This is a genomic window from Pseudarthrobacter sp. R1 (assembly GCF_024494415.1).
Classification (GTDB): Bacteria; Actinomycetota; Actinomycetes; order Actinomycetales; family Micrococcaceae; genus Arthrobacter.
This window is the reverse complement of sequence record NZ_JAMKFI010000007.1, coordinates 440,107-461,343: the sequence shown is the minus strand read 5'-3', so window position 1 is coordinate 461,343 and position 21,237 is coordinate 440,107. Positions and strand designations below refer to the sequence as shown.

General features: G+C 65.8%; 19 protein-coding genes. 6 read left to right on the top strand and 13 right to left on the bottom strand.

Going from position 1 to position 21,237, the window contains the following annotated elements:
- Positions 1-23: 23 nt before the first annotated feature.
- The gene (locus M8J71_RS09940) at positions 24-983 is read right to left on the bottom strand and encodes a heme o synthase (RefSeq protein ID WP_256247881.1); all 960 of its coding nucleotides are present in this window, start codon (positions 981-983) and stop codon (positions 24-26) included.
- A 511-nt stretch (positions 984-1,494) separates the two neighbouring features.
- Here M8J71_RS09940 and tkt point away from each other — a divergent pair.
- From tkt to pgl, 6 genes are read left to right on the top strand one after another with little or no spacing between them, the layout of a single operon-like run.
- Positions 1,495-3,612 (top strand): transketolase, encoded by a 2,118-nt coding sequence (gene tkt, locus M8J71_RS09935; RefSeq protein WP_256247880.1) that lies wholly within the window; start codon positions 1,495-1,497, stop codon positions 3,610-3,612.
- 30 nt (positions 3,613-3,642) lie between these two features.
- Entirely contained in the window at positions 3,643-4,758 is a 1,116-nt protein-coding gene (gene tal / locus M8J71_RS09930; protein WP_256247739.1) for a transaldolase, read from the top strand.
- Between the two features lie 6 nt (positions 4,759-4,764).
- Entirely contained in the window at positions 4,765-6,399 is a 1,635-nt protein-coding gene (locus M8J71_RS09925) for a glucose-6-phosphate isomerase (protein WP_256247738.1), read from the top strand.
- 14 nt (positions 6,400-6,413) lie between these two features.
- Positions 6,414-7,985, top strand: a complete 1,572-nt coding sequence (zwf, locus tag M8J71_RS09920) for a glucose-6-phosphate dehydrogenase (protein ID WP_256247737.1) — start codon at positions 6,414-6,416, stop codon at positions 7,983-7,985.
- Entirely contained in the window at positions 7,982-8,923 is a 942-nt protein-coding gene (locus M8J71_RS09915; protein ID WP_256247736.1) for a glucose-6-phosphate dehydrogenase assembly protein OpcA, read from the top strand. Before zwf ends, M8J71_RS09915 begins: the two co-directional genes overlap by 4 nt.
- Positions 8,913-9,731 (top strand): 6-phosphogluconolactonase, encoded by an 819-nt coding sequence (gene pgl / locus M8J71_RS09910; RefSeq protein WP_256247735.1) that lies wholly within the window; start codon positions 8,913-8,915, stop codon positions 9,729-9,731. The genes M8J71_RS09915 and pgl overlap by 11 nt, the downstream gene beginning before the upstream one ends.
- Here pgl and M8J71_RS09905 read toward each other — a convergent pair.
- The 12 genes from M8J71_RS09905 to M8J71_RS09850 all read right to left on the bottom strand — a co-directional run bounded on the left by M8J71_RS09905 (position 9,684) and on the right by M8J71_RS09850 (position 21,211).
- Positions 9,684-10,079 carry an RNA polymerase-binding protein RbpA gene (locus tag M8J71_RS09905; protein WP_256247734.1) on the bottom strand — a complete coding sequence of 132 codons (396 nt, stop codon included), beginning with the start codon at positions 10,077-10,079 and terminating at the stop codon, positions 9,684-9,686. The two genes, pgl and M8J71_RS09905, sit on opposite strands and share 48 nt — an antisense overlap.
- 122 nt (positions 10,080-10,201) lie before the next feature.
- Complete coding sequence (gene secG, locus M8J71_RS09900) at positions 10,202-10,459, bottom strand: preprotein translocase subunit SecG (protein WP_104045521.1); 258 nt, start codon at positions 10,457-10,459, stop codon at positions 10,202-10,204.
- 50 nt (positions 10,460-10,509) lie between these two features.
- A complete protein-coding gene (gene tpiA, locus M8J71_RS09895; protein ID WP_256247733.1) occupies positions 10,510-11,325 on the bottom strand; it encodes a triose-phosphate isomerase in 816 nt (271 codons plus the stop codon).
- A gap of 103 nt (positions 11,326-11,428) precedes the next feature.
- Complete coding sequence (locus M8J71_RS09890) at positions 11,429-12,655, bottom strand: phosphoglycerate kinase (protein ID WP_256247732.1); 1,227 nt, start codon at positions 12,653-12,655, stop codon at positions 11,429-11,431.
- Between the two features lie 10 nt (positions 12,656-12,665).
- Entirely contained in the window at positions 12,666-13,676 is a 1,011-nt protein-coding gene (gene gap, locus M8J71_RS09885; RefSeq protein ID WP_256247731.1) for a type I glyceraldehyde-3-phosphate dehydrogenase, read from the bottom strand.
- A gap of 262 nt (positions 13,677-13,938) precedes the next feature.
- Positions 13,939-14,565, bottom strand: coding sequence for a superoxide dismutase (locus tag M8J71_RS09880; RefSeq protein ID WP_256247730.1), 627 nt, complete (start codon positions 14,563-14,565; stop codon positions 13,939-13,941).
- A 99-nt stretch (positions 14,566-14,664) separates the two neighbouring features.
- Complete coding sequence (whiA, locus tag M8J71_RS09875) at positions 14,665-15,645, bottom strand: DNA-binding protein WhiA (protein ID WP_256247729.1); 981 nt, start codon at positions 15,643-15,645, stop codon at positions 14,665-14,667.
- 9 nt (positions 15,646-15,654) lie between these two features.
- The gene (locus tag M8J71_RS09870) at positions 15,655-16,671 is read right to left on the bottom strand and encodes a gluconeogenesis factor YvcK family protein (protein ID WP_163163527.1); all 1,017 of its coding nucleotides are present in this window, start codon (positions 16,669-16,671) and stop codon (positions 15,655-15,657) included.
- Positions 16,671-17,594: an RNase adapter RapZ gene (gene rapZ, locus M8J71_RS09865; protein ID WP_256247728.1), complete on the bottom strand. Its 924-nt coding sequence runs from the start codon at positions 17,592-17,594 to the stop codon at positions 16,671-16,673. Before rapZ ends, M8J71_RS09870 begins: the two co-directional genes overlap by 1 nt.
- Positions 17,595-17,703: 109 nt before the next feature.
- The gene (uvrC, locus tag M8J71_RS09860; RefSeq protein WP_256247727.1) at positions 17,704-19,752 is read right to left on the bottom strand and encodes an excinuclease ABC subunit UvrC; all 2,049 of its coding nucleotides are present in this window, start codon (positions 19,750-19,752) and stop codon (positions 17,704-17,706) included.
- An 87-nt stretch (positions 19,753-19,839) separates the two neighbouring features.
- A complete protein-coding gene (locus M8J71_RS09855) occupies positions 19,840-20,508 on the bottom strand; it encodes a lysophospholipid acyltransferase family protein (RefSeq protein ID WP_256247726.1) in 669 nt (222 codons plus the stop codon).
- Positions 20,495-21,211, bottom strand: a complete 717-nt coding sequence (locus M8J71_RS09850; RefSeq protein ID WP_256247725.1) for an HAD hydrolase-like protein — start codon at positions 21,209-21,211, stop codon at positions 20,495-20,497. The genes M8J71_RS09855 and M8J71_RS09850 overlap by 14 nt, the downstream gene beginning before the upstream one ends.
- Between the last annotated feature and the right edge of the window lie 26 nt (positions 21,212-21,237).

The following is a 21,237-nucleotide window of genomic DNA, read 5'->3' as shown; positions in this document are numbered from 1 at the left end:
TGATGTGCGGCAGCACGGCGTCTTTAGCCAGCCATGACCGCCGGCCCGATGAACGGATCAACCGCCAGGGCAATGAAAAGCAGGGTGAGGTAGCTGATGGAGCCGTGGAAGACCTTCATGGCCCGCTTGTCGGAGATGTCCTCGCGCTGGGCCCGGTTGTACAGGGAATGGGACTCGTAGAGGAACCAGGCGCCTGCCAGGACGGCGGTGGCCGTGTAGACCCAGCCCGCTCCGCCGGCGGGAATCATCAGCAATGAGCAGGCCACCATGGCCCACGCGTACAGGACCACCTGAACGGAGACCACTTTGGCGCCGGCGATGGCTCCGAGCATGGGGACCTTGGCGTTGCGGTAGTCCTCGCCGTAGCGCATGGACAGGGGCCAGTAGTGCGGAGGCGTCCAGAGGAAGATCACCATAAAGAGAATCACGGCCGGCCATTCCACCGAGTTGGTGACAGCCGCCCAGGCAATCAGCACCGGGAAGCAGCCTGCAGCGCCGCCCCACACGATATTCTGCGCGGTACGCCGCTTAAGGATGATCGTGTAGATCACCACATAGAAGAAGATGGCCCCCAGCCCCAGCCAGGCGGACAGCGGATTGGCTCCGAACCAGAGGATGGCGATGGCGGCCGCGCCCAGGAGCCAGGAGAAGACCAGCGCTTCGCGGGGCGTCACCTCACCGGTGACCAACGGACGGTTTTCGGTCCGGTGCATCAGCTTGTCGATGTCGCGGTCGATGTAGCAGTTGAACTCTTTTACACCTCTCTCGGCGAAGGCGCCGCCCACCAGCGTGGCGAGGATGAGCCCGATCGAGGGGAAGCCGCGCTCCGCATAGATCATGGTGGGAAGGGTGCTCACGAGGAGCAGCTCAATCACGCGGGGCTTGGTGAGGGCAAGATACGCCTTGGCCTTACGGGCAATCCCGGCGCTTGTTGCCCGGGATGCGTTCAGCGGCGTATCTGTTGTGCTCACGGTGGCAGTCACCCGTTCTGTTGGCAGTTCTGTCTGGCTGTCCAGCTGTGTCATGAGGCCCGCCCGTCGAGGCGCCGGCGGAACCGTAATCACCGATCCTCGCCATGGCCGGGAGTCGCGGGAGCTAAAAAGGTCCGCCACCCGGCGCTGGCCTCCAAATATCATACCGTGCCGGCTCCCTTCCAACGGCCCGTCATTTGGTGCTGGTGATCGCTCGCGCATCGATTCGAGCAGATTAACTCAACCTCACTTCAGAAGGATTCATATAAGCCGAAATTGCGTCCAAAACGTGAGATTTCGGCCGCCCGCAGAGTGGAATAGAGCTAAGCTGTCACCAGATCAGCACGCAGCAAGGAAGCGGTGGAAAACGCATTCCCGGACTGGCCAGTGGCTGAGTGAAAGATCAACGTTTCGATGGTGAACGGCTGGTACACACCGCAGCGGGCGCCACAGCGTGCCTCCAAACGGATCCGGTGTGCCATCTGCCATCAGCACAGAGAGGGGCCCGGTTTTCGTGCCACATTTGGAAGAGCAAGAACTGTCTTGGACCAGCCTGGACGAGCGCGCGGTGGATACCATCCGTGTGCTTGCAGCGGATGCCGTGGAGAAGGTGGGCAACGGCCACCCGGGAACGGCGATGAGCCTGGCGCCGGCGGCGTACCTCCTTTTCCAGAAGCTGATGCGGCACGATCCGCGGAATCCTGACTGGCTGGGCCGTGACCGCTTTGTCCTGTCCCCGGGCCACACCTCGCTCACCCTTTACATCCAGCTGTTCCTTTCCGGTTACGGCTTGGAGCTGAAGGACCTGGAGGCGCTGCGCACGTGGGGTTCACTGACCCCGGGCCACCCCGAGTACAAGCACACTGCCGGCGTGGAGATCACCACCGGCCCGCTGGGCCAGGGCCTGGCATCCTCCGTCGGCTTTGCCTACTCCCAGCGCCGGATGCGCGGCCTCTTCGACGCCGACGCAGCCCCGGGCACGAGCCCGTTCGACCACACCATCTGGGTTATTGCTTCCGACGGCGACCTCCAGGAAGGCGTGACGGCCGAGGCTTCCTCGCTGGCCGGCCACCAGGAACTGGGCAACCTCGTTGTTGTCTACGATGAGAACCACATCTCCATCGAGGACGATACCGACATCGCGTTCACCGAGGATGTCCTGAAGCGCTACGAAGCCTACGGCTGGCACGTCCAGCGCGTGGACTGGACCAAGACCGGCGAGTACAAGGAAGACGTCCAGGAGCTCTACTCGGCGCTCCTCGCGGCCAAGGCTGAAACGTCCAAGCCGTCCATCGTGTCGCTGCGCACCATCATCGGCTACCCGGCCCCCAAGAAGCAGAACACCGGCAAGATCCACGGTTCGGCCCTTGGTGCAGAGGAAGTCGCAGCGCTGAAGGAGGTCCTGGGCTTCGACCCGGCCAAGTCCTTCGAGGTGGACCAGGACGTCCTGGCCCACGCCCGCGCCGTCGTGGACCGCGGTGCTGCCGCCCGCAAGGAGTGGGAAGAGTCCTTCAACGCCTGGCAGGCAGCCAACCCGGAAGGCGCGGCCCTGCTGCAGCGCATCGAGGCCAAGGAACTGCCCAACGATGTTGACGCAGCCCTTCCGGTCTTCCCGGCCGGCAAGGACGTCTCCACCCGCGCCGCCTCGGGCAAGGTCCTGAACGCCCTGGGCCCGGTCCTGCCCGAACTGTGGGGCGGGTCTGCCGACCTCGCAGAGTCGAACAACACCACCATCGAGGGCTCGCCGTCGTTCGTTCCGGCGTCCAAGCAGACCGACGCGTGGAAGGGCAACCCGTACGGCCGTGTCCTGCACTTCGGTATCCGCGAGCACGCCGCCGCGTCGATCGTGAACGGCATCAGCCTGCACGGCCGGACCCGCGCGTTCTCCGGCACGTTCCTGATCTTCAGCGACTACCAGCGCCCCGCCATCCGCCTCGGCGCTCTGATGGGTGTTCCGTCCCTGTACGTCTGGACGCACGACTCCATCGGCCTTGGCGAGGACGGACCCACCCACCAGCCGGTGGAGCAGCTCGCCTCGCTGCGCGCCATCGTGGGCCTGGACGTTGTCCGCCCTGGTGACGCCAACGAAGTTGCCGTGGCATGGAAGACGATGCTGGAGAACCACGCCAACCCGGCCGGCATCGTGCTGACCCGCCAGAACATCCCCACCTGGGAGCGCGGCGAGGGCGAGGCCGACGGCGACACCTTCGGTTCCGTTGCCGGCGTCGCCAAGGGCGGCTACGTGCTGGCCGAAGCCGCCAAGGACGGCGCCACCGTCCCCGCCGACGTCATCCTGATCGGCACCGGCTCTGAGGTCCAGCTTGCCGTCCAGGCCCGCGAAGTCCTGCAGGCAGAAGGCATCGCCGCCCGTGTTGTCTCGATGCCCTGCGTTGAGTGGTTCAACAAGCAGGACGCCGCCTACCGCGAGTCAGTGCTCCCCGCAGCCGTCAAGGCCCGTGTGTCCGTCGAAGCAGGACTGGCCCTGGGCTGGAAGGAATTCGTCGGCGACGCCGGCCGTTCCGTCAGCCTTGAGCACTACGGCGCTTCCGCGGACTACAAGCGCCTCTTCCAGGAGTTCGGCATCACCGCAGAAGCAGTTGCTGCGGCGGCCAAGGACTCCCTCGCAGGCCTCCAGGCCTGAAAAACCCGATTTTCAAGGAGATATAGAACAATGACTACTCCCACCCAGCAGCTCTCCGACGCCGGAGTTTCCATCTGGCTCGATGACCTTTCCCGCGGACGCCTGGAAACCGGAACGCTGGCCAAGCTCATCGAAGAGAAGAACGTGGTCGGTGTGACCACCAACCCGTCCATCTTCCACGCCGCGATCACCGCAGGCACCGACTACGACGCCACGATCGCAAAGCAGGCAGCAGCCGGCGCCAGCGTCGAGGACACCATCTTCGAAATCACCACCACCGACGTCGCCGATGCCTGCGACCTGTTCGCGCCCGTGGCAGCAGCAACCAAGGGCGTGGATGGCCGCGTGTCCATCGAGGTTGACCCCCGCCTGGCCTGGGACACGGCAGGCACTATTGCCGAAGCCAAGCACCTGTACAAAAGGGTCAACAAGGACAACGTCCTGATCAAGATCCCGGCCACCCTCGAAGGCCTCGAAGCAATCACCGCCACCCTGGCCGAGGGCATCAGCGTCAACGTGACCCTGATCTTCTCCCTTGAGCGCTACCGCGCCGTCATCAACGCCTTCCAGTCCGGCCTCGAACAGGCCAAGGAAAACGGCCATGACCTGTCGAAGATCCACTCTGTGGCCTCGTTCTTCGTTTCCCGCGTGGACTCCGAGATCGACAAGCGCCTCGACGCCCTGGGCACGGACGAGGCAAAGGCCCTCAAGGGCAAGGCCGGCCTGGCCAACGCCCGCCTGGCCTACCAGGTCTACGAAGAGCTCTTCTCCACCGAACGCTGGGCCCTGCTGGCCGAAGCCGGCGCACTCCCCCAGCGTCCCCTGTGGGCTTCCACCGGCGTGAAGGATCCGGCCTACCCGGACACCCTCTACGTCACCGAGCTCGTCGCTCCCGGCGTGGTGAACACCATGCCGGAGAAGACCCTGGATGCCACCTTCGACCACGGTGTCATCACCGGGGACACCGTCACCGGTACCTACACCGAAGCCAACAACACCCTGGACGCGCTCGAGAAGCTCGGCATCTCCTACAACGACGTCGTCGCAATCCTGGAATCCGAAGGCCTGGACAAGTTCGTGGCCAGCTGGAAGGAACTCCTCGGCGACGTCGAAGGCGCCCTCGCCTCTGCACGGAAGGCTTCCTAACCGACAATGAGCACACTCAGCTACGAAGCCACAGGTGCCGCACAGCAGGCACTGGAACAGCACCTCCCCGCCCTCGTGGAGGACCGCATCGCCACCCGGATCTTCGCGAAGGACCACACCCTGTGGGGTCCCGACGCCGAAGCAGAGTCTGCCGTCCGCCTCGGCTGGGTTGAGGCGGCCACCGTCTCCCAGCCGCTGGTGGCGGAGATCCTGGAACTCCGCGACGCCCTCCGCGCCGAAGGGGTTACCCGCATCGTGCTGTGCGGCATGGGCGGGTCCTCGCTGGCTCCGGAAGTCATTGCGGGCACCGCCGGCGTCGAGCTGACTGTGCTGGACAGCACGGACCCGGACCAGGTCCGTGCTGCCCTGGCGGACCGGCTGGCGGAGACCGCGATCGTGGTCTCTTCCAAGTCCGGATCCACCGTAGAGACGGATTCGCAGCGAAGGGTCTTCGAGAAGGCGTTCAACGACGCCGGTATCGACGCCAACAGCCGCATCATCATCGTGACGGATCCGGGCTCCCCGCTGGACAAGGCCTCCCGTGAGGCCGGCTACCGGGCCGTCTTCAACGCGGACCCCAATGTCGGCGGCCGTTTCTCTGCGCTCACCGCGTTCGGCCTGGTGCCCTCGGGCCTGGCCGGCGTGGACATCCAGGCCTTCCTGGATGAAGCCGAGGAGGCAGCCGAGGTCCTGAACGACGACGCACCCGAGAACATCGGCCTTGCACTCGGAACCGCGCTGGGCGGAACCACCCCGCTGCGCAACAAGATCGTTATTGCCGAGGACGGCTCGGGCATTGTCGGCTTCGCCGACTGGGCCGAGCAGCTCATCGCAGAATCGACGGGCAAGCTGGGCACCGGCGTCCTGCCGGTCGTGGCCGGACCCTCCTCGCCCGAGGTAACCTCCGGGGCAGAGGACGTGCTGGTGGTCCGGCTGGTAGCCCCGGATGCCGACGTCGAACTCGGTGAAAACCAGGTTGCCATCGCCGGTGGGCTGGCCGCCCAGATGATGGTCTGGGAGTTCGCCACGTCTGTCGCCGGGCGCCTGCTGGGAATCAACCCGTTCGACCAGCCTGACGTTGAGGCAGCCAAGGTGGCGGCACGCGGCCTGCTGGACGCCCAGCCGGAACCTACCCCCGCAGCTTTTGTCGACGGCGCCATCGAGGTCCGCGGCGGCGACTGGCTGGGCGGTGCGTCAACGGCCGAGGAAGCAGTCCGCGCATTGCTGGAAACCCTCCAGCCGGACAGCTACTTGAGCGTCCAGGCCTACTTCGACCGGCTGGCGTTCGCGCAGCTTGAGGGCATCCGCGACGAGCTTGCCGCCGTCTCGGGCCGCCCGGTCACGTTTGGCTGGGGGCCGCGGTTCCTGCACTCCACCGGGCAGTTCCACAAGGGCGGCCCCGCCATCGGTGTGTTCCTCCAGGTCACAGCTGCTTCGGCCGAAGACCTTTCCATCCCGGACCGACCCTTCACGTTCGGTGAACTGATCGCCGCGCAGGCCGCCGGTGACGCCCAGGTCCTGAGCGAGCACGGCCGTCCCGTGCTTCGCCTGCACCTGACCGACCGCGCTGCCGGTGTGGCACAGTTGCAGGACATCATTGCTGCGCTGTCCGCCAGGTCAGCCTCCGTTACTGAAAGCTAAGGCACAGAAGCAACATGCCAGAAACTGAATACGGCAGGACGTCCGGGGCGCGCCCCGGAAAACCGCCGCGGAATCCGCTGCGGGATCCGCGCGACCGCCGCCTGAACCGGATCGCCGGTCCGTCATCGCTGGTGCTCTTCGGAGTCACCGGTGACCTTGCCCGCAAGAAGCTCATGCCGGCCGTGTACGACCTGGCCAACCGTGGGCTGCTGCCGCCCAGCTTCGCACTGGTCGGTTTCGCCCGGCGTGAGTGGGACAAGGAGGACTTCGCCGCAGAGGTGAAGGCCTCCGTGCAGGCCTATGCACGCACGCCTTTTGACGAGGCGGTGTGGAACCAGCTGTCCGAGGGCATCCGTTTTGTCCAGGGTGAGTTCGACGACGACGGAGCGTTCGAGCGGCTCGGCGAGACCATCAAGGAACTCGACGACGTCCGCGGCACCCGGGGGAACCACGCGTTCTACCTCTCGATCCCGCCGAAGGCGTTCGAGCAGGTCTGCCGCCAGCTGTCCAAGCACGGCCTGGCCCAGGCCGAGGGTGACAAGTGGCGGCGCGTGGTGATCGAGAAGCCGTTCGGGCATGATCTCGAGTCTGCCCGGAAGCTGAACGACATTGTGGAGTCGGTGTTCCCGGCGGACGCGGTGTTCCGGATCGACCATTACCTGGGCAAGGAGACGGTCCAGAACATCCTGGCGTTGCGATTCGCGAACCAGTTGTTCGAGCCGTTGTGGAACGCGAACTATGTGGACCATGTCCAGATCACCATGGCCGAGGACATCGGTACCGGTGGCCGGGCTGGGTATTACGACGGCGTGGGCGCGGCCCGCGACGTGATCCAGAACCACCTGCTCCAGCTGCTGGCGCTGACCGCGATGGAGGAACCCATTTCCTTCAACGCCGATGACCTGCGGGCGGAGAAGGAAAAGGTCCTCGCCGCCGTCAAGCTCCCCGAGGACCTGTCCACGCACTCGGCGCGTGGTCAGTTCACCGGCGGCTGGCAGGGCGGCGAACAGGTCCAGGGCTACCTGGAGGAAGAGGGCATCCCGGCCGATTCCACCACCGAGACGTTCGCCGCGATCCGGGTGGACATCCATACCCGCCGCTGGTCCGGTGTGCCGTTCTACCTTCGGGCCGGAAAGCGGCTGGGCCGGCGCGTGACCGAGATCGCGGTGGTGTTCAAGCGTGCACCCAACCTGCTGTTCCGTGACCACGGTGAGGATGACTTCGGCCAGAACGCCGTAGTGATCCGGGTCCAGCCCGACGAGGGCGTAACCATCCGGTTCGGGTCCAAGGTCCCTGGCACGCAGATGGAAGTCCGCGACGTGACGATGGACTTCGGCTACGGCCACTCCTTCACCGAGTCAAGCCCGGAGGCGTACGAGCGGCTGATCCTGGACGTCCTCCTGGGCGAGCCGCCGCTGTTCCCGCGGCATGAGGAAGTGGAGCTGTCCTGGAAGATTCTTGACCCGTTCGAGGACTACTGGGCCACCCTGGACGAGCAGCCCGAGCCCTACGCCCCGGGCTCCTGGGGCCCGGCCAGCGCTGATGAGCTGCTGGCCCGAGACGGACGAACCTGGAGAAGGCCATGATTGTAGACCTGCCGGACACCACCACCTCGAACGTTTCCAAGAAGCTGATGGCCCTGCGCGAGCAGGGCGGCGTGATCGCCCTGGGCCGCGTGCTCACCCTCGTGGTGGTCACCAAGTCCGGGCTCGAGGAAGAAGCGATCGAGGCAGCGAACGAGGCCAGCCGGGAGCACCCCTGCCGGATCATCGTCCTGGCTGACGCCGGGGCCGACGCCGCGGACAAGCTGGACGCCCAGATCCGTGTGGGCGGTGACGCGGGCGCGTCCGAGGTGATTGTGCTGCGCGGCTACGGCCAGCTCGCCCACGAAAGCGAATCCCTCGTGGCTGCGCTGCTGCTCCCGGACGCACCGATCGTGGCCTGGTGGCCGCACGGCGCCCCGGAAAGTGCCTGCGAAACCTCCATCGGCCGCATCGCCCACCGCAGGATCACCGACTCCGCCAACGAGCCGGACCCGCAGGCGGCGCTGGAGAACATCCACGCCACGTACCGGGCCGGGGACACGGACCTCGCCTGGACCCGCCTGACCAACTGGCGTATCCAGCTGGCCGCAGTCCTGGACCAGGTGGACTCCTCGCCGGTGACCGCCGTGGCCGTCGAGGGTGCGTCGGACTCCCCGTCCACCATCCTCCTCGCGGCCTGGCTCACCCTCGCCCTGGAAGCACCGGTGACCATCGTGGCGGACCCGGCAGGAACCGGCATCCGGCGCGTCCGCCTCACCCGCCCCGGCGGCGACGTGCAGCTCTTCCGTCCGGGCCTGTCGGTGGCCGAGCTGACCCAGCCGGGCCAGCCTGCCCAACGGATCTCGCTTCCGCGCCGCAGCCTGCGCGACTGCCTGGCCGAGGAACTGCGCCGCCTGGACCCGGACGAAGTGTTCGGCGAAGTGATTACTATGGGACTGCCACGTACCAATCTAAGGAGCGTCCGACCCAGTGAGCGTTGAGCCAAGAGTAAGCATTCATCCTGATTCGTCCGTGCTTATGGCGGCCATTGCGGCGCGCCTGATCACCAAGCTTGTTGATGTCCAGGACAAGTACGGTGAAGCTACCGTGGTCCTGACCGGCGGCACGGTGGGTATCGGCACGCTCAAGGCTGTTGCTGACTCTCCGGCGGCGCCCGCCGTTGACTGGTCCAAGGTCAACTTCTGGTGGGGAGATGAGCGGTTTGTCTCCTCGGACGATCCCGACCGGAACACAAAGCAGGCGTTCCAGGCCTTGCTCTCGCACATTCCGGTGGATCCGGAGCGGATCCATGAACCGGGATCATCGGACCAGTTTGGTACTCCCGAAGAGGCTGCCGAGGACTACGCCCGCCAACTGCGGGATGCTGCCGCTTCAGAGCACGCCGCGGACATGTCTGATGACCGGCCCGAACAGCCGGCTGCACTCCCCCGCCTGGACGTTGTCCTGCTGGGTGTAGGACCCGATGCGCATGTGGCATCGCTGTTCCCTGAGCAGGCCGGAATCCGGGAAAAGGAGCTGACGGTGGTGGGTGTGCGGAATTCGCCCAAGCCTCCTCCGCTGCGCGTTTCCCTGACGCTGCCCGCCATCAACACGGCGTCTGAAGTGTGGATGGTTGTTGCAGGCGAGGATAAGGCCGGTGCGGTGGGGCTGGCACTCGCCGGCGCCAACCCTGTCCAGGTGCCTGCCGCGGGTCCGCGGGGAACGTCGCGGACCCTCTGGCTCATCGATGAGAACGCGGCGTCACGCGTCCCCCAGCAGCTCGTCCGGAAGGACGCTGCGGGCGCGTAGTTTTTCCAGCGCTCCAGCCAGGAGGTCTTCGGCGTCCTGGCTGGAGCGCCGTTCTTTAACGTATTGCAGGTGGCTCTTGTAGCCATCGTCCATGCCGTCCGCCTCAGCCGCGGCCATGCCATCCCTCGCTGCCATGGCCCCGCATCGTCGGCAGTCCCACACGGCAGGAAGCTGGTTGTCAGGAAGTTTGAGGAAGACCAGCAGGGTTTCGTGTCCTTTGGCGCACCAGTACGAGATCCGGACGCGCGGGAGGCTTTTCCCGTGGTCCTCGTCCGCCTGGAGGCTTGGTCCTGATCCTGCGGTGACACCCGCGCGGGTGCCCCGGAAACCTGACGTTGGATGTATCATCGGGGCTCCTGCCTTGACGCCATTGTTAAAGCAAAACTGTGGCTGTCGATAGCCGACAGCCACAGTTTAGTTTGCAGATCTGCGCCGCGGCAGTGCCCGCGCCGATCCTCTTGGCAGTGCTTTTAGGAGTCGCCGCTGCCGGTGAACCGCATAATCAGCCCCAGGGCGATGATCACAACGCCCCAGGTGACACCGAGGATGACCGTAAACCGGTTGAGGTTGCGCTCGGCCACGCCGGAGGAGCTGAGCCCGGAACTCATGCCGCCACCGAACATGTCGGACAGTCCGCCGCCCCGTCCCTTGTGGAGGAGGATGAGCAACGTCAGCAGGAGGCTGGTGATGCCAAGGAGGATCTGCAGAATGACATGAAGAACGTCCACGACGGCCTTTCAGAAAGTTGGATTTGCGGGAGTACGCGCGGCGGGACGGACTAGTCCGTCACCAAGTGACTCTCGAACCTGACAATATTAGCAAACTCGGCCGGATCGAGGCTTGCGCCACCCACCAACAGGCCGTCCACGTCGCGTTCCTTCAGGATCGCGGCGGCATTGTTGGCCTTGACGGAGCCGCCGTACAGCAGGCGGGTCTTTGACGCTACGTCGGCTCCGAACAGGGACTCGAGCTCGGCGCGGATTGCGGCGCACATTTCCTGCGCGTCACCGGGCCCTGCTACTTCGCCGGTGCCAATGGCCCAGACGGGCTCGTAGGCCACCACAAGCTCGCTGGCCTGCTCCGGGCTAAGACCTGCAACACCGGCGCGGAGCTGGGCCAGGGTGTGGTCCACGTGAGTGCCGGCCTGGCGGATTTCCAGCCCTTCGCCGACGCAGAGCACGGGAACCAGGCCGTGCTTGAAGGCGGCCTTCACCTTGGCGTTGAGGACGTCGTCGGACTCGTTGTGGATGGTCCGGCGTTCGCTGTGGCCCACCAGGACGTACTTGCAGCCCAGCTTATTCAGGAACTGGCCCGAGATGTCGCCAGTGTAGGCGCCGGAGTCGAACTGCGAGAGGTCCTGGCCGCCATAGGCAACGTCCAGGTCATCGCCCTGGACCAGCGTCTGCACGCCGCGGAGGTCGGTGAACGGCGGGAAGACGGCAACTTCCACCCGGTTGTAGTCGTGCTTGGCGTCGGAGAGGGTCCACGCGAGTTTTTGCAGGAGGGTGATGCCCTGCACGTGGTCCATGTTCATTTTCCAGTTGCCCGCTATGAAGGGCTTGCGGTCGAAGGCGCCGTTCGTTGACGTTGTCACATATTCTCCAAAAAGTCTTGATAAGTGTTCGGCCGGCAGGCTGCCGCGGGGCAACCTGCCGGCCGGAGGATTGAAGAGCCAGGTACTGCTGCCGGAGGTGCTGCTACCGGTCCAGGACGCTGAGTCCCGGGAGTTCCTTGCCTTCGAGGTATTCCAGGCTGGCGCCGCCACCGGTGGAAATGTGGCCGAACTGGTCGTCAGCGAAACCGAGGGTGCGGACGGCGGCTGCTGAGTCCCCGCCTCCCACCACGGTGAACGCCCCGGTTTCGGTCAGGGACTGTGCGATGGCGCGGGTGCCGGCGGCGAACGCTTCGAATTCGAAGACGCCCATGGGACCGTTCCAGAAGACAGTCTTGGCACCCTTGATCCGGTCAGCAAACACAGCGGCCGAGTCCGGACCAATGTCAAGGCCGATGCCCTCGGCACCGAAGCGGCTGTTTTCGATGGCGTCGGCCGGCACAGTCTCGTGGGCTGCGTCGGCAGCGAACTTCTCCGCCACCACAACATCCGTGGGCACCACGAATTCGGTGCCGGCGTCTGCTGCCCTCTTCAGGTAGTCCTGGACTACGGGAATCTGGTCCTCCTCCAGCAGGCTGGAGGCCACCTTGTGTCCGGATGCGGCGAGGAACGTGAACAGCATCCCGCCGCCCACCAGGATGGTGTCCGCCTTGCCGAGCAGGTTGTCGATGACTGCGAGCTTGTCCGAGACCTTGGAGCCGCCAAGAACCACCACGTAGGGGCGCTGGGTGTTTGCCGTCAGCTTGCGGAGCACCTCCACCTCAGTGTGCACGAGGTCGCCGAGGTAGGACGGAAGCCGGGTGGCGACGTCGTAGACGCTGGCGTGCTTGCGGTGCACGGCACCGAAGGCGTCATCGACGTATGCGCCGTTCTCGCCCGTCAGGGCCACCAGCTCGTCAGCGAAGGCGCCGCGCTCGGCGTCGTCCTTGCTGGTTTCGCGGGCGTCGAAACGGACGTTCTCCAGAACCAGCACTTCGCCGTCCTGCAGGGAGGCTGCAGCTTCCTTGGCGGAGTTGCCCACCGTGTCCCCGGCAAGGGAGACCTTGAAGCCTGCCAGCTCGGCCAGGCGGTCGACGGCGGGGCGAAGGGAGTACTTGTCCTCCGGAGCGCCCTTGGGGCGTCCGAGGTGGGCTGTTACCAGCACGCGGGCACCGGCGTCCGTGAGCTTTCCCAGCACTGGCAGTGAGGCTTTGATGCGGCCGTCGTCAGTCACTGTAGAGCCGTCGAGCGGCACATTCAGGTCACTTCGAACCAGAATGTACCGCCCGCGGACACCTTCAGCGATCAGTTCGTTGAGGGTGTGAGATGTCATGTGTCTAACCCTAGCCCAGCTTGGCTGCCACAAGCTCCGTGAGGTCAACGAGGCGGTTTGAGTAGCCCCATTCGTTGTCATACCAGGAAACAACCTTGACCTGGTTGCCGATCACCTTGGTGAGGCCGGAGTCAAAGATCGAGGATGCGGGATCGCCAACGATGTCCGAGGAGACAATCGGCTCGTCCGTGTAGGTCAGGAAGCCCTGCAGGTCCTCGGACTCTGCGGCACGCTTGAGGGCCGCGTTGACTTCCTCCACGGTGGTCTCGCGGGAGACGGTGACGGTGAGGTCGGTGGCGGAACCGGTGGGGACGGGGACGCGGATGGCGTAGCCGTCCAGCTTGCCCTTGAGCTCCGGCAGGACCAGGCCGATTGCCTTGGCTGCACCGGTGGAGGTGGGCACCATGTTGACGGCTGCGGCGCGGGCGCGGCGCAGGTCCTTGTGCGGGCCGTCCTGCAGGTTCTGGTCGGCGGTGTAGGCGTGGACGGTGGTCATGAGGCCGCGCTCGATGCCGAACTCGTCGTTGACCACCTTGGCCAGCGGGCCGAGGCAGTTGGTGGTGCAGGATGCGTTGGAGATGATGTGGTGCGTGGCGTTGTCGTACAGCTTGTGGTTCACGCCCATCACGATGGTGATGTCCTCATCCGAAGCCGGTGCGGAAATCAGGACCTTCTTGGCGCCGGCGTCGATGTGCTTCTGTGCATCGGCGGCCTTAGTGAAGAAGCCGGTGGACTCGATGACGATGTCCACGCCCAGCCCGCCCCAGGGGAGGTTGGCGGGGTCGCGCTCTGCCAGGACCTTGACGACGTTGCCGTTGACGACGATGTTGCCGTCCTTGACCTCGATGGTTTCCTTCAGGCGGCCGCCGACGGAGTCGTACTTGAACAGGTGGGCCAGGGCCTCCGGGCTGGTGAGGTCGTTGACTGCAACGATCTCCAGGTCCGCGCCCTGTGCCAATGCTGCGCGGAAGTAGTTGCGGCCAATACGGCCAAAGCCGTTGATACCAATACGGGTCGTCACTTTTTCAGTCTCCTTGGTGCTTTCAGAAGCACAACTAGTTGAGCGGGCGTTCAAGCCAACTAACAGATCCCGCACGCCATTGGGCAGAGATGATTTACAGACGGAGGGCGACCAGCCTCATTGCTGAAGGCTAACCGCCTTCCGTGACCTATCTTACGTTTAACTGGGTCCGCCCCCGCAAGTGCGGGGGCGGACGGTCCACATTCCGGGAGCTTTACCCCCGAAATGTGAACTTTGTTACATGCCTGTGAAGCGCGGGTCACTACGGGAGCGTGATGAGACCCGTGGCGTTGGTGCGTGCAGCCTCGAAGCGCTTGGCGACGTCAGCCCAGTTCACGATGTTCCAGAATGCCTTGACGTAATCGGCCTTGACGTTGACGTAATCCAGGTAGAAGGCGTGCTCCCACATGTCCAGCATCAGCAGCGGGGTGGTGCCCAGCGCGGTGTTGCCCTGCTGGTCGTACAGCTGCTCGATGACCAGGTTTCCGCCGATGGGCTCGTAAGCCAGGAAACCCCAGCCCGAACCCTGCAGGCCGAGTGCCGCCGCGGAGAACTGGGCGCGGAAGGTGTCGAAGGAGCCGAAGGCATCGTCGATGGCCGCTGCGAGCTCACCTTCGGGCTTGTCGCCGCCGTCCGGGGAGAGGTTGTTCCAGAACACGGAGTGGTTGACGTGGCCGCCGGTGTGGAACGCCAGGTCCTTGGACAGGCGGTTGATGTTGGCGAAGTCGCCCTTCTCGCGCGCCTCGGCCAGCTGGGCCAGGGCGTTGTTCGCGCCGGCCACGTAGGTTGCGTGGTGCTTGCTGTGGTGCAGCTCCATGATGCGCGCTGAGATGTGCGGCTCCAGGGCAGCGTAGTCGTAGCTGAGTTCGGGCAGTACGTACTCGGTCACAAAATCCTCCAATATCGTGGACACTCAGTCCGGTTGGTAACTCTCGGATTGTGCATCCGGGCGTCTGGCACCCGGAATCTTTTTGATTCTAGGGGGCTGTTACTCGTCCAGCATTTCCGGCGTCACATTGGCATCCGTCCCCGGGATGCCCAGGTCCTGCGCACGTTTGTCCGCCATGGCCAGCAGGCGCCGGATCCGTCCGGCGATGGCGTCCTTGGTCATCACGGGATCGGCAAGGCGGCCCAGCTCGTCCAGGCTGGCCTGCTTGTGCGCCACCCGCAGCTCGCCGGCGTACTTCAGGTGCTCCGGGACGTCGTCGCCCAAAATCTCCAGGGCCCGGTCCACGCGGGCGCCCGCTGCCACGGCAGCCTGGGCTGAGCGGCGCAGGTTGGCGTCGTCGAAGTTGGCAAGCCGGTTGGCGGTGGCCCGTACTTCCTTGCGCATCCGGCGTTCCTCCCACACCATCAGCGCGTCATGGGCGCCCATGCGGGTGAGGAGGGCGGCGATGGTGTCGCCGTCGCGGATGACCACCCGGTCCACTCCCCTGACTTCGCGGGCCTTCGCCTGGATGTCCAGGCGGCGGGCGGCGCCTACAAGTGCCAGCGCGGATTCCGGGCCGGGGCAGGTGACCTCCAGCGAGGAGGACCGTCCCGGTTCGGTGAGCGATCCGTGCGCCAGGAAGGCACCGCGCCATACGGCTTCGGCATCTGCTGCAGAACCGTTGACGACGGCGGAGGGCAGCCCCCGGACGGGGCGGCCGCGCCCGTCAAGGAGGCCGGTCTGGCGGGCCAGCGCCTCGCCGTCGCGCACTACCCGGACGACGTAGCGGCTGGCACGGCGCAATCCCCCGGCGGACACCACGATAATCTCGCTCTGGTGCCCGTAGACCTCGGCGATGGCAGCCCGGAGGCGGCGGGCGGTGGAGGCCAGGTCCACTTCAGCTTCGATGACGATCCGGCCGGAGATGATGTGGAGCCCGCCGGCAAAGCGGAGCATGGCGGAGACTTCAGCCTTCCGGACTGATGATTTCTTGATGTCCAGACGGGACAGTTCTTCCTTGACTGATGCTGTCAGTGCCATGGCACCTTCCTAACTGTTCCCAAAGATGTCGTTGTACGCCGTGGCCAGACGCAGGGGGTCATGGACGGGTCGGCGGCCCGACGCCCCTACTTTACCCAAGACCACCTCGGCGCCGATCATCGCGGCGGCCTTCTCGAACTCCTGCCGGTCAGGAACGGAGGCGGGGTCGGCCAGGACAACGTCGACGTTGAACTCCGGGGCGTAGCGCCGCAGGACGTGCAGGTGGTCGGCCGCCGTCATGCCGGACGTTTCCTTGGTGTCTGTGGCCAGGTTCATGGTCAGGCACCGCTTCGCCGGGGTGTGGCACAGCGCCTGCCGCATTTCGGGGAGCAACAGGTGCGGCAGCACGGAGGTGTACCAGGAGCCCGGACCCAGGATCACCCAGTCCGCGAGCTCGATGGCGCTCAGTGCTTCAGGGCAGGCCGGCGCCGCCTCGGGCAGGAGGCGCACCTGCTCCAACGAGCCCGCCACGGCGCAGCGTGCCTGTCCCCGGATGGTCTGCAGCTGGGAGGTGCCATCAGGAGCGGTGACCCGGACGTCGCCTTCGATGGTCAACGGCTGCGTGGACATGGGCAGGACCTGGCCGCGGGCGCCCAGCAGTGCCCCGGCCCACCGCAGTCCCGCGACCGCGTCGCCCAGCAGCTCCCAGAGGGTGACGATCAGCAGGTTGCCGGTGGCGTGGTCATCCAGCGAGCCGCCCGGCCCTTTCCCGGGACGGAAGCGGTGCTGCATCACGTCGCGCCAGGTGCGTCCCCAGTCGGTGTCGTCGCACAGGGCAGAGAGCGCCATCCGCAGGTCCCCCGGCGGGAGGACGCCGTACTCGTCCCGCAGGCGCCCGGAAGAACCGCCGTCGTCCGCCACCGTGACGATCGCAGTGAGCTCCGAGGTGAGCAGGCGCAAGGCCGAGAGCGACGCGGACAGGCCGTGCCCGCCGCCCAGGGCAACAACATTCGGGCCCTTATCGTGCTGGAAGGCCGCGGTTCCGGCAGGCGGAACCAGCGGCAGCGCCCCGGTGAAAAGCGACATTACTCGCGGCCCAGGTCCCGGTGGGTGGTGGTCACCGTGACCCGCGGGTACTGGGCCAGCTTCTTGGAGAGTTCGACGGCGACGGCCACCGAGCGGTGTTTGCCACCGGTGCAGCCCACGGCGATGGTGGCGTAGTGCTTGTTCTCGCGGCGGTAGCCGTCCAGGACCGGTTCCAGGGCCAGCACGTAGCGGTCCACGAAGTTCTTGACGCCCTCGGCTTCGAGCACGTAGTCGCTGACGTCCTTGTCCAGCCCGGTGTGCGGGCGCAGCTGCGGCACCCAGTGCGGGTTGGGGATGAAGCGGACGTCTGCCACGTAGTTTGAGTCCACGGGCAGGCCGTACTTGAAGCCGAAGCTCATGACGTTCAGCCGCAGGGCCACGGGTCCTGTTTCGCTGAAGAGTTCGGTGATGGCCGTGGCGAGGCCGTGGACGTTGTAGCCCGAAGTGTCCAGCACGACGTCGGAGCTGTCGCGCAGTTCCTGCAGCAGGTCGCGTTCGGCTGCGATGCCGTCGAGGATGCGGCCGCCGCCCTGCAGGGGATGGGGCCGGCGTCCCTGTTCGAACCGCCGGACCAGGACGTCGTCGCTGGCGTCGAGGAAAAGGACGCGGAAAGCGACGCCGCTGGCGGCCAGCGCGCCGAGGGCAGCACGGATGTCGGCGAACAGGCCCTTGCTGCGGACGTCGATGACCACGGCCAGCCGCGGGATCGACTGCGGCGCGTGGGACACGAGCTCGGCGAGCGTGCCCAGCATCTGCGGCGGAAGGTTCTCCACGACGTACCAGCCGTGGTCCTCAAGCGCGTCCGCCGCCGTGCTGCGTCCCGCTCCGGACATCCCGGTGACCACCAGCAGTTCCGCTTCGAGCGGCTTGACGGGGAGCATCCCGTCCTGCCCTGCTCCGGATTCCGCCGTTGTGTCTGCCATTAAGTCCGCCCCGTTTCTGCTCTTGGTTTGTGGGCCGGCCCGCATCGGCCAGCGCCCCGCCCTCAACCCTAGCTAAGTTTCTTTGAACTCCGCTAAGTTTCAGCAGTGTCTAGGCGGATTCGATGACTTCACCGGTGGTCATGTTGATGGCCGGTGCGGTGGCTGCCTCCGGGGCGCCGGCGGAGAAATGGTTGACGATGGCGCTCGCGAGGGCGGGGCCGATCCCCTTCGCTTCGGAGAGTTCCGCCACTGAAGCCGCCTTGACGCCCTTCACGGATCCGAAGTGCGCCAGCAGGGCCTTCCGCTTGGAGGCGCCGAGGCCGGGAACGCCGTCCAGGGCAGAGACGGTCATCGCCTTCCCGCGCTTCTGCCGGTGGAACGAGATGGCGAACCGGTGGGCCTCGTCGCGGATCCGCTGCAGCAGGTACAGCCCCTGGGATGTCCGGGGCAGGATCACCGGGAAGTCGCTGTCCGGCAGCCAGACCTCTTCCAGGCGTTTGGCCAGGCCAACGACGTACACGTCGTCGATGCCCAGATCTGCCAGCGCCCGGGCGGCGGCGTTGACCTGGGGTTTTCCGCCGTCCACCACCACGAGGTTGGGCGGGTAGGCGAACTTGGCGCGGGGCGCCGGCGTGGTGGTGTCCAGCAGGGCAGCGTCCGTGGCCGGCTCATGCTGCCCCGGCTCCCCAGGCCCGGCTTCACGCTGGTCCGTTTCGTCCGCGCTGGAGTTGAGGACGGCCTCGTCCACCTGCGCCGACTTGTCCTGGAGGTAATGGCGGAACCGCCGGGTCAGGACGTCGTGCATCGCGGCAGTGTCGTCGGTGGCCGCGGCGCCCGTGATCGAGAACTTCCGGTAATCGGACTTCTTCGGGAGGCCGTCCTCCACCACCACCATCGATGCCACCACGTTGGTGCCCTGGACGTGGGAGACGTCGAAGCATTCAATGCGCAGCAGGGGCACCGGAAGGTCCAGTGCCTCCTGCAGTTCCTGCAGCGCCTGCGACCGCACGGTAATGTCCCCTGCCCGGCGGGTTTTGTGCAGCTTTAGGGCGTGCTCGGCGTTCTCGCGCACTGTGGACATCAGGGCGGCCTTGTCGCCGCGCTGCGGCACGCGGATGTCAACCTTGGCGCCGCGCATCCCGCCCAGCCACTCCGTCAGTTCCGCGGCGTTGCTGGGTGCGACCGGCACGAGGACTTCGCGGGGCAGCCGGCCGTGGCCGTGCCCCTCGTCCCCGTAGACCTGCTGCAGGAGGTGTTCCACGAGGTCGGGGGTGGTGGAGTCCTCCACCTTCTCGACCACCCAGCCGCGCTGGCCGCGGACCCGGCCGCCGCGGACGTGGAACACCTGCACGGCGGCTTCCAGTTCATCCTCGTGCAGGGCGAAGATATCGGCGTCGGTGTCTTCGGCCAACACCACGGCGTTCCGCTCAAAGACCTTGCGCAGCGCCGCGATGTCGTCGCGCAGCCGGGCCGCCCGCTCGTAATTAAGCTCACCGACCGCTTCTGCCATCTGCTTTTCGAGCTTCCCGATGAAGCGTTTGGCCTCCCCGCCCATAAAGGCGCAGAAATCTTCGGCGAGGGCGCGGTGGTCTTCCGGCGAGATCCTGCCCACGCAGGGTGCCGCGCACTTGTCGATGTACCCCAGCAGGCAGGGCCGGCCGCTTGCCTCGGCGCGCTTGAAGACACCGGCGCTGCAGCTGCGCACCGGGAAGACGCGGAGCAGCGTATCCATGGTTTCCCGGATGGCTCCTGCGGTGTAGGGCCCGAAGTAGCGGGTGCCCTTCCTCCGGTCGCCACGCATGACCTGCACGCGCGGGTACTTTTCGCCCATGGTCACGGCGAGGTAGGGGTAGGTCTTGTCGTCGCGGAAGACGACGTTGAACCGGGGCTTGAATTCCTTGATCCAGGTGTATTCCAGCTGCAGCGATTCCAGCTCGCTGCCCACCACAGTCCATTCCACACTGCTGGCCGCGTGGACCATCGCGTAGGTCTTGGGCAGGAGCCCGGCAGGGTTGGCAAAGTACGAATTCAACCGGGATCGGAGGCTTTTCGCCTTGCCTACATAGATGACCCGCCCGTTGGGGTCACGGAACCGGTACACCCCCGGGTTGGTGGGAATTTCCCCCGTCTGGGGGCGGTAACTTGCTGGATTTGCCACCTATCCATTCTACTGAGGCGCACCGGCTGCCTCTGCCACACCGAGCCTCCCGTGCCTGGCTGGACCTCAACACGGGGCCGGCGGTTCCTACTCGGCGATCTTGCTCTGGTTGTAGCTGGTGGACCGCTCCTGGCCGCTGAGTTCGGCAATGGCGTCCATGATGCGGTCGGTGACTTCCCGGCGGGCCGGCAGCGAGTGGTCCGGCCCCGTTTTGTCGAAGTACAGGGGCTCCCCCACTTTCATGGTGAAGTGCTGCGGCCGGACGCCCTTCTCCCCGGCGCGCTGGAGGTTTTCCGTTCCGATCAGGCCCACCGGGATGACCGGGGCTCCGGTGGTCAACGCCAGCCAGCCCACGCCGGTGCGCCCACGGTAGAGGATGCCGTCCCGGGAACGGGTGCCTTCGGGATAGATCCCGATGCCCTTGCCCGATTCGAGGATATCCAGCAGGGTCTTGAGCGCCTGGACGCTGGCGGCCTGCTCGCCGCGTTCCACGGGGATGGAGCCCACGGATTCGAAAAAGGACTTCATGACCTTGCCCTTGACGCCGCCGGTGGTGAAGTATTCGGCCTTCGCGAAAAAGGCCACCGGGCGGGGCATCAGAGCCTGCACGATGACGCTGTCAAAAAAGGACAGGTGGTTGGGAGCGACGATGAACGGCCCGTCGGTGGGGACGTTTTCAATGCCGACGACGGACGGCCGACAGGTGCCGGCGATCAGGGTGCGGGTGGTCCAGCGGACGGCTTCAAACATTTCCATCGTTGGTCACCTCGCTCATTGCGGCAGTGTGGATTGCCTGCAACCGGTCGATGGTGGACACCAACTCCGCAGCGGTTTCCACAACGTCCACGGCACCCGCCGTTTCCAGCTCACTGTCAGGGGCGAAGCCCCAGGCAACGCCAATGCAGTCCAGGCCGTTGGCGATGGCGCCCGCCACATCCTGGGCCCGGTCCCCGACCATCAGCGCGTGCTGCGTGCCCAGGTCCTTCAAGGCTGCGGCGATGATCTCCGTCTTGCCCAGGGGAACGCCTTCCACAGCGGATTCGTCATCTGCCGATCCGTGGATGCCGTGGAACAGGCCGTCGATTCCATGGTGCTCGAGGACCGTGCGCGCCAGGCCCTGGGGTTTCTGCGTTGCCACGGCGACCGGCCGGCCTGCGGCAACGAAGGACTCGAGGACCTCCCGCACACCCGGGTAGAGCCGGCCTTGGGCGATTCCGGTAGCCACGTAATACTCCCGGTAGCGGCGGATGACGTCGTCCAGGAGCTCCGCCGGTACCTGGGCCACGTTGAGCAGCGAGTCGCTCAGCTTGGGGCCGATCATCGCTTCGAGCAGGTCCTGGCCGGGAACCGGAAGCCCCAGCCCGCGAAGGGCCGAAGCAATTCCGTCTGTTATCCCACCGGCCGGATCGACAAGAGTGCCGTCCAGGTCAAAGATCAGGGGCACTGTTGTTTGAGTCACCGGGTTAGTTTCTCACGACAGCACGC

Excerpts from the sequence above, each read along its gene's own strand:
- tal (WP_256247739.1), top strand. The coding sequence starts at position 3,643 with ATGACTACTCCCACCCAGCAGCTCTCCGACGCCGGAGTTTCCATCTGG.
- M8J71_RS09925 (WP_256247738.1), top strand. The coding sequence starts at position 4,765 with ATGAGCACACTCAGCTACGAAGCCACAGGTGCCGCACAGCAGGCACTG.
- zwf (WP_256247737.1), top strand. The coding sequence starts at position 6,414 with ATGCCAGAAACTGAATACGGCAGGACGTCCGGGGCGCGCCCCGGAAAA.
- M8J71_RS09915 (WP_256247736.1), top strand. The coding sequence starts at position 7,982 with ATGATTGTAGACCTGCCGGACACCACCACCTCGAACGTTTCCAAGAAG.
- M8J71_RS09905 (WP_256247734.1), bottom strand. The coding sequence starts at position 10,079 with ATGATACATCCAACGTCAGGTTTCCGGGGCACCCGCGCGGGTGTCACC.
- M8J71_RS09890 (WP_256247732.1), bottom strand. The coding sequence starts at position 12,655 with ATGACATCTCACACCCTCAACGAACTGATCGCTGAAGGTGTCCGCGGG.
- whiA (WP_256247729.1), bottom strand. The coding sequence starts at position 15,645 with ATGGCACTGACAGCATCAGTCAAGGAAGAACTGTCCCGTCTGGACATC.
- M8J71_RS09870 (WP_163163527.1), bottom strand. The coding sequence starts at position 16,671 with ATGTCGCTTTTCACCGGGGCGCTGCCGCTGGTTCCGCCTGCCGGAACC.
- rapZ (WP_256247728.1), bottom strand. The coding sequence starts at position 17,594 with ATGGCAGACACAACGGCGGAATCCGGAGCAGGGCAGGACGGGATGCTC.
- M8J71_RS09855 (WP_256247726.1), bottom strand. The coding sequence starts at position 20,508 with ATGGAAATGTTTGAAGCCGTCCGCTGGACCACCCGCACCCTGATCGCC.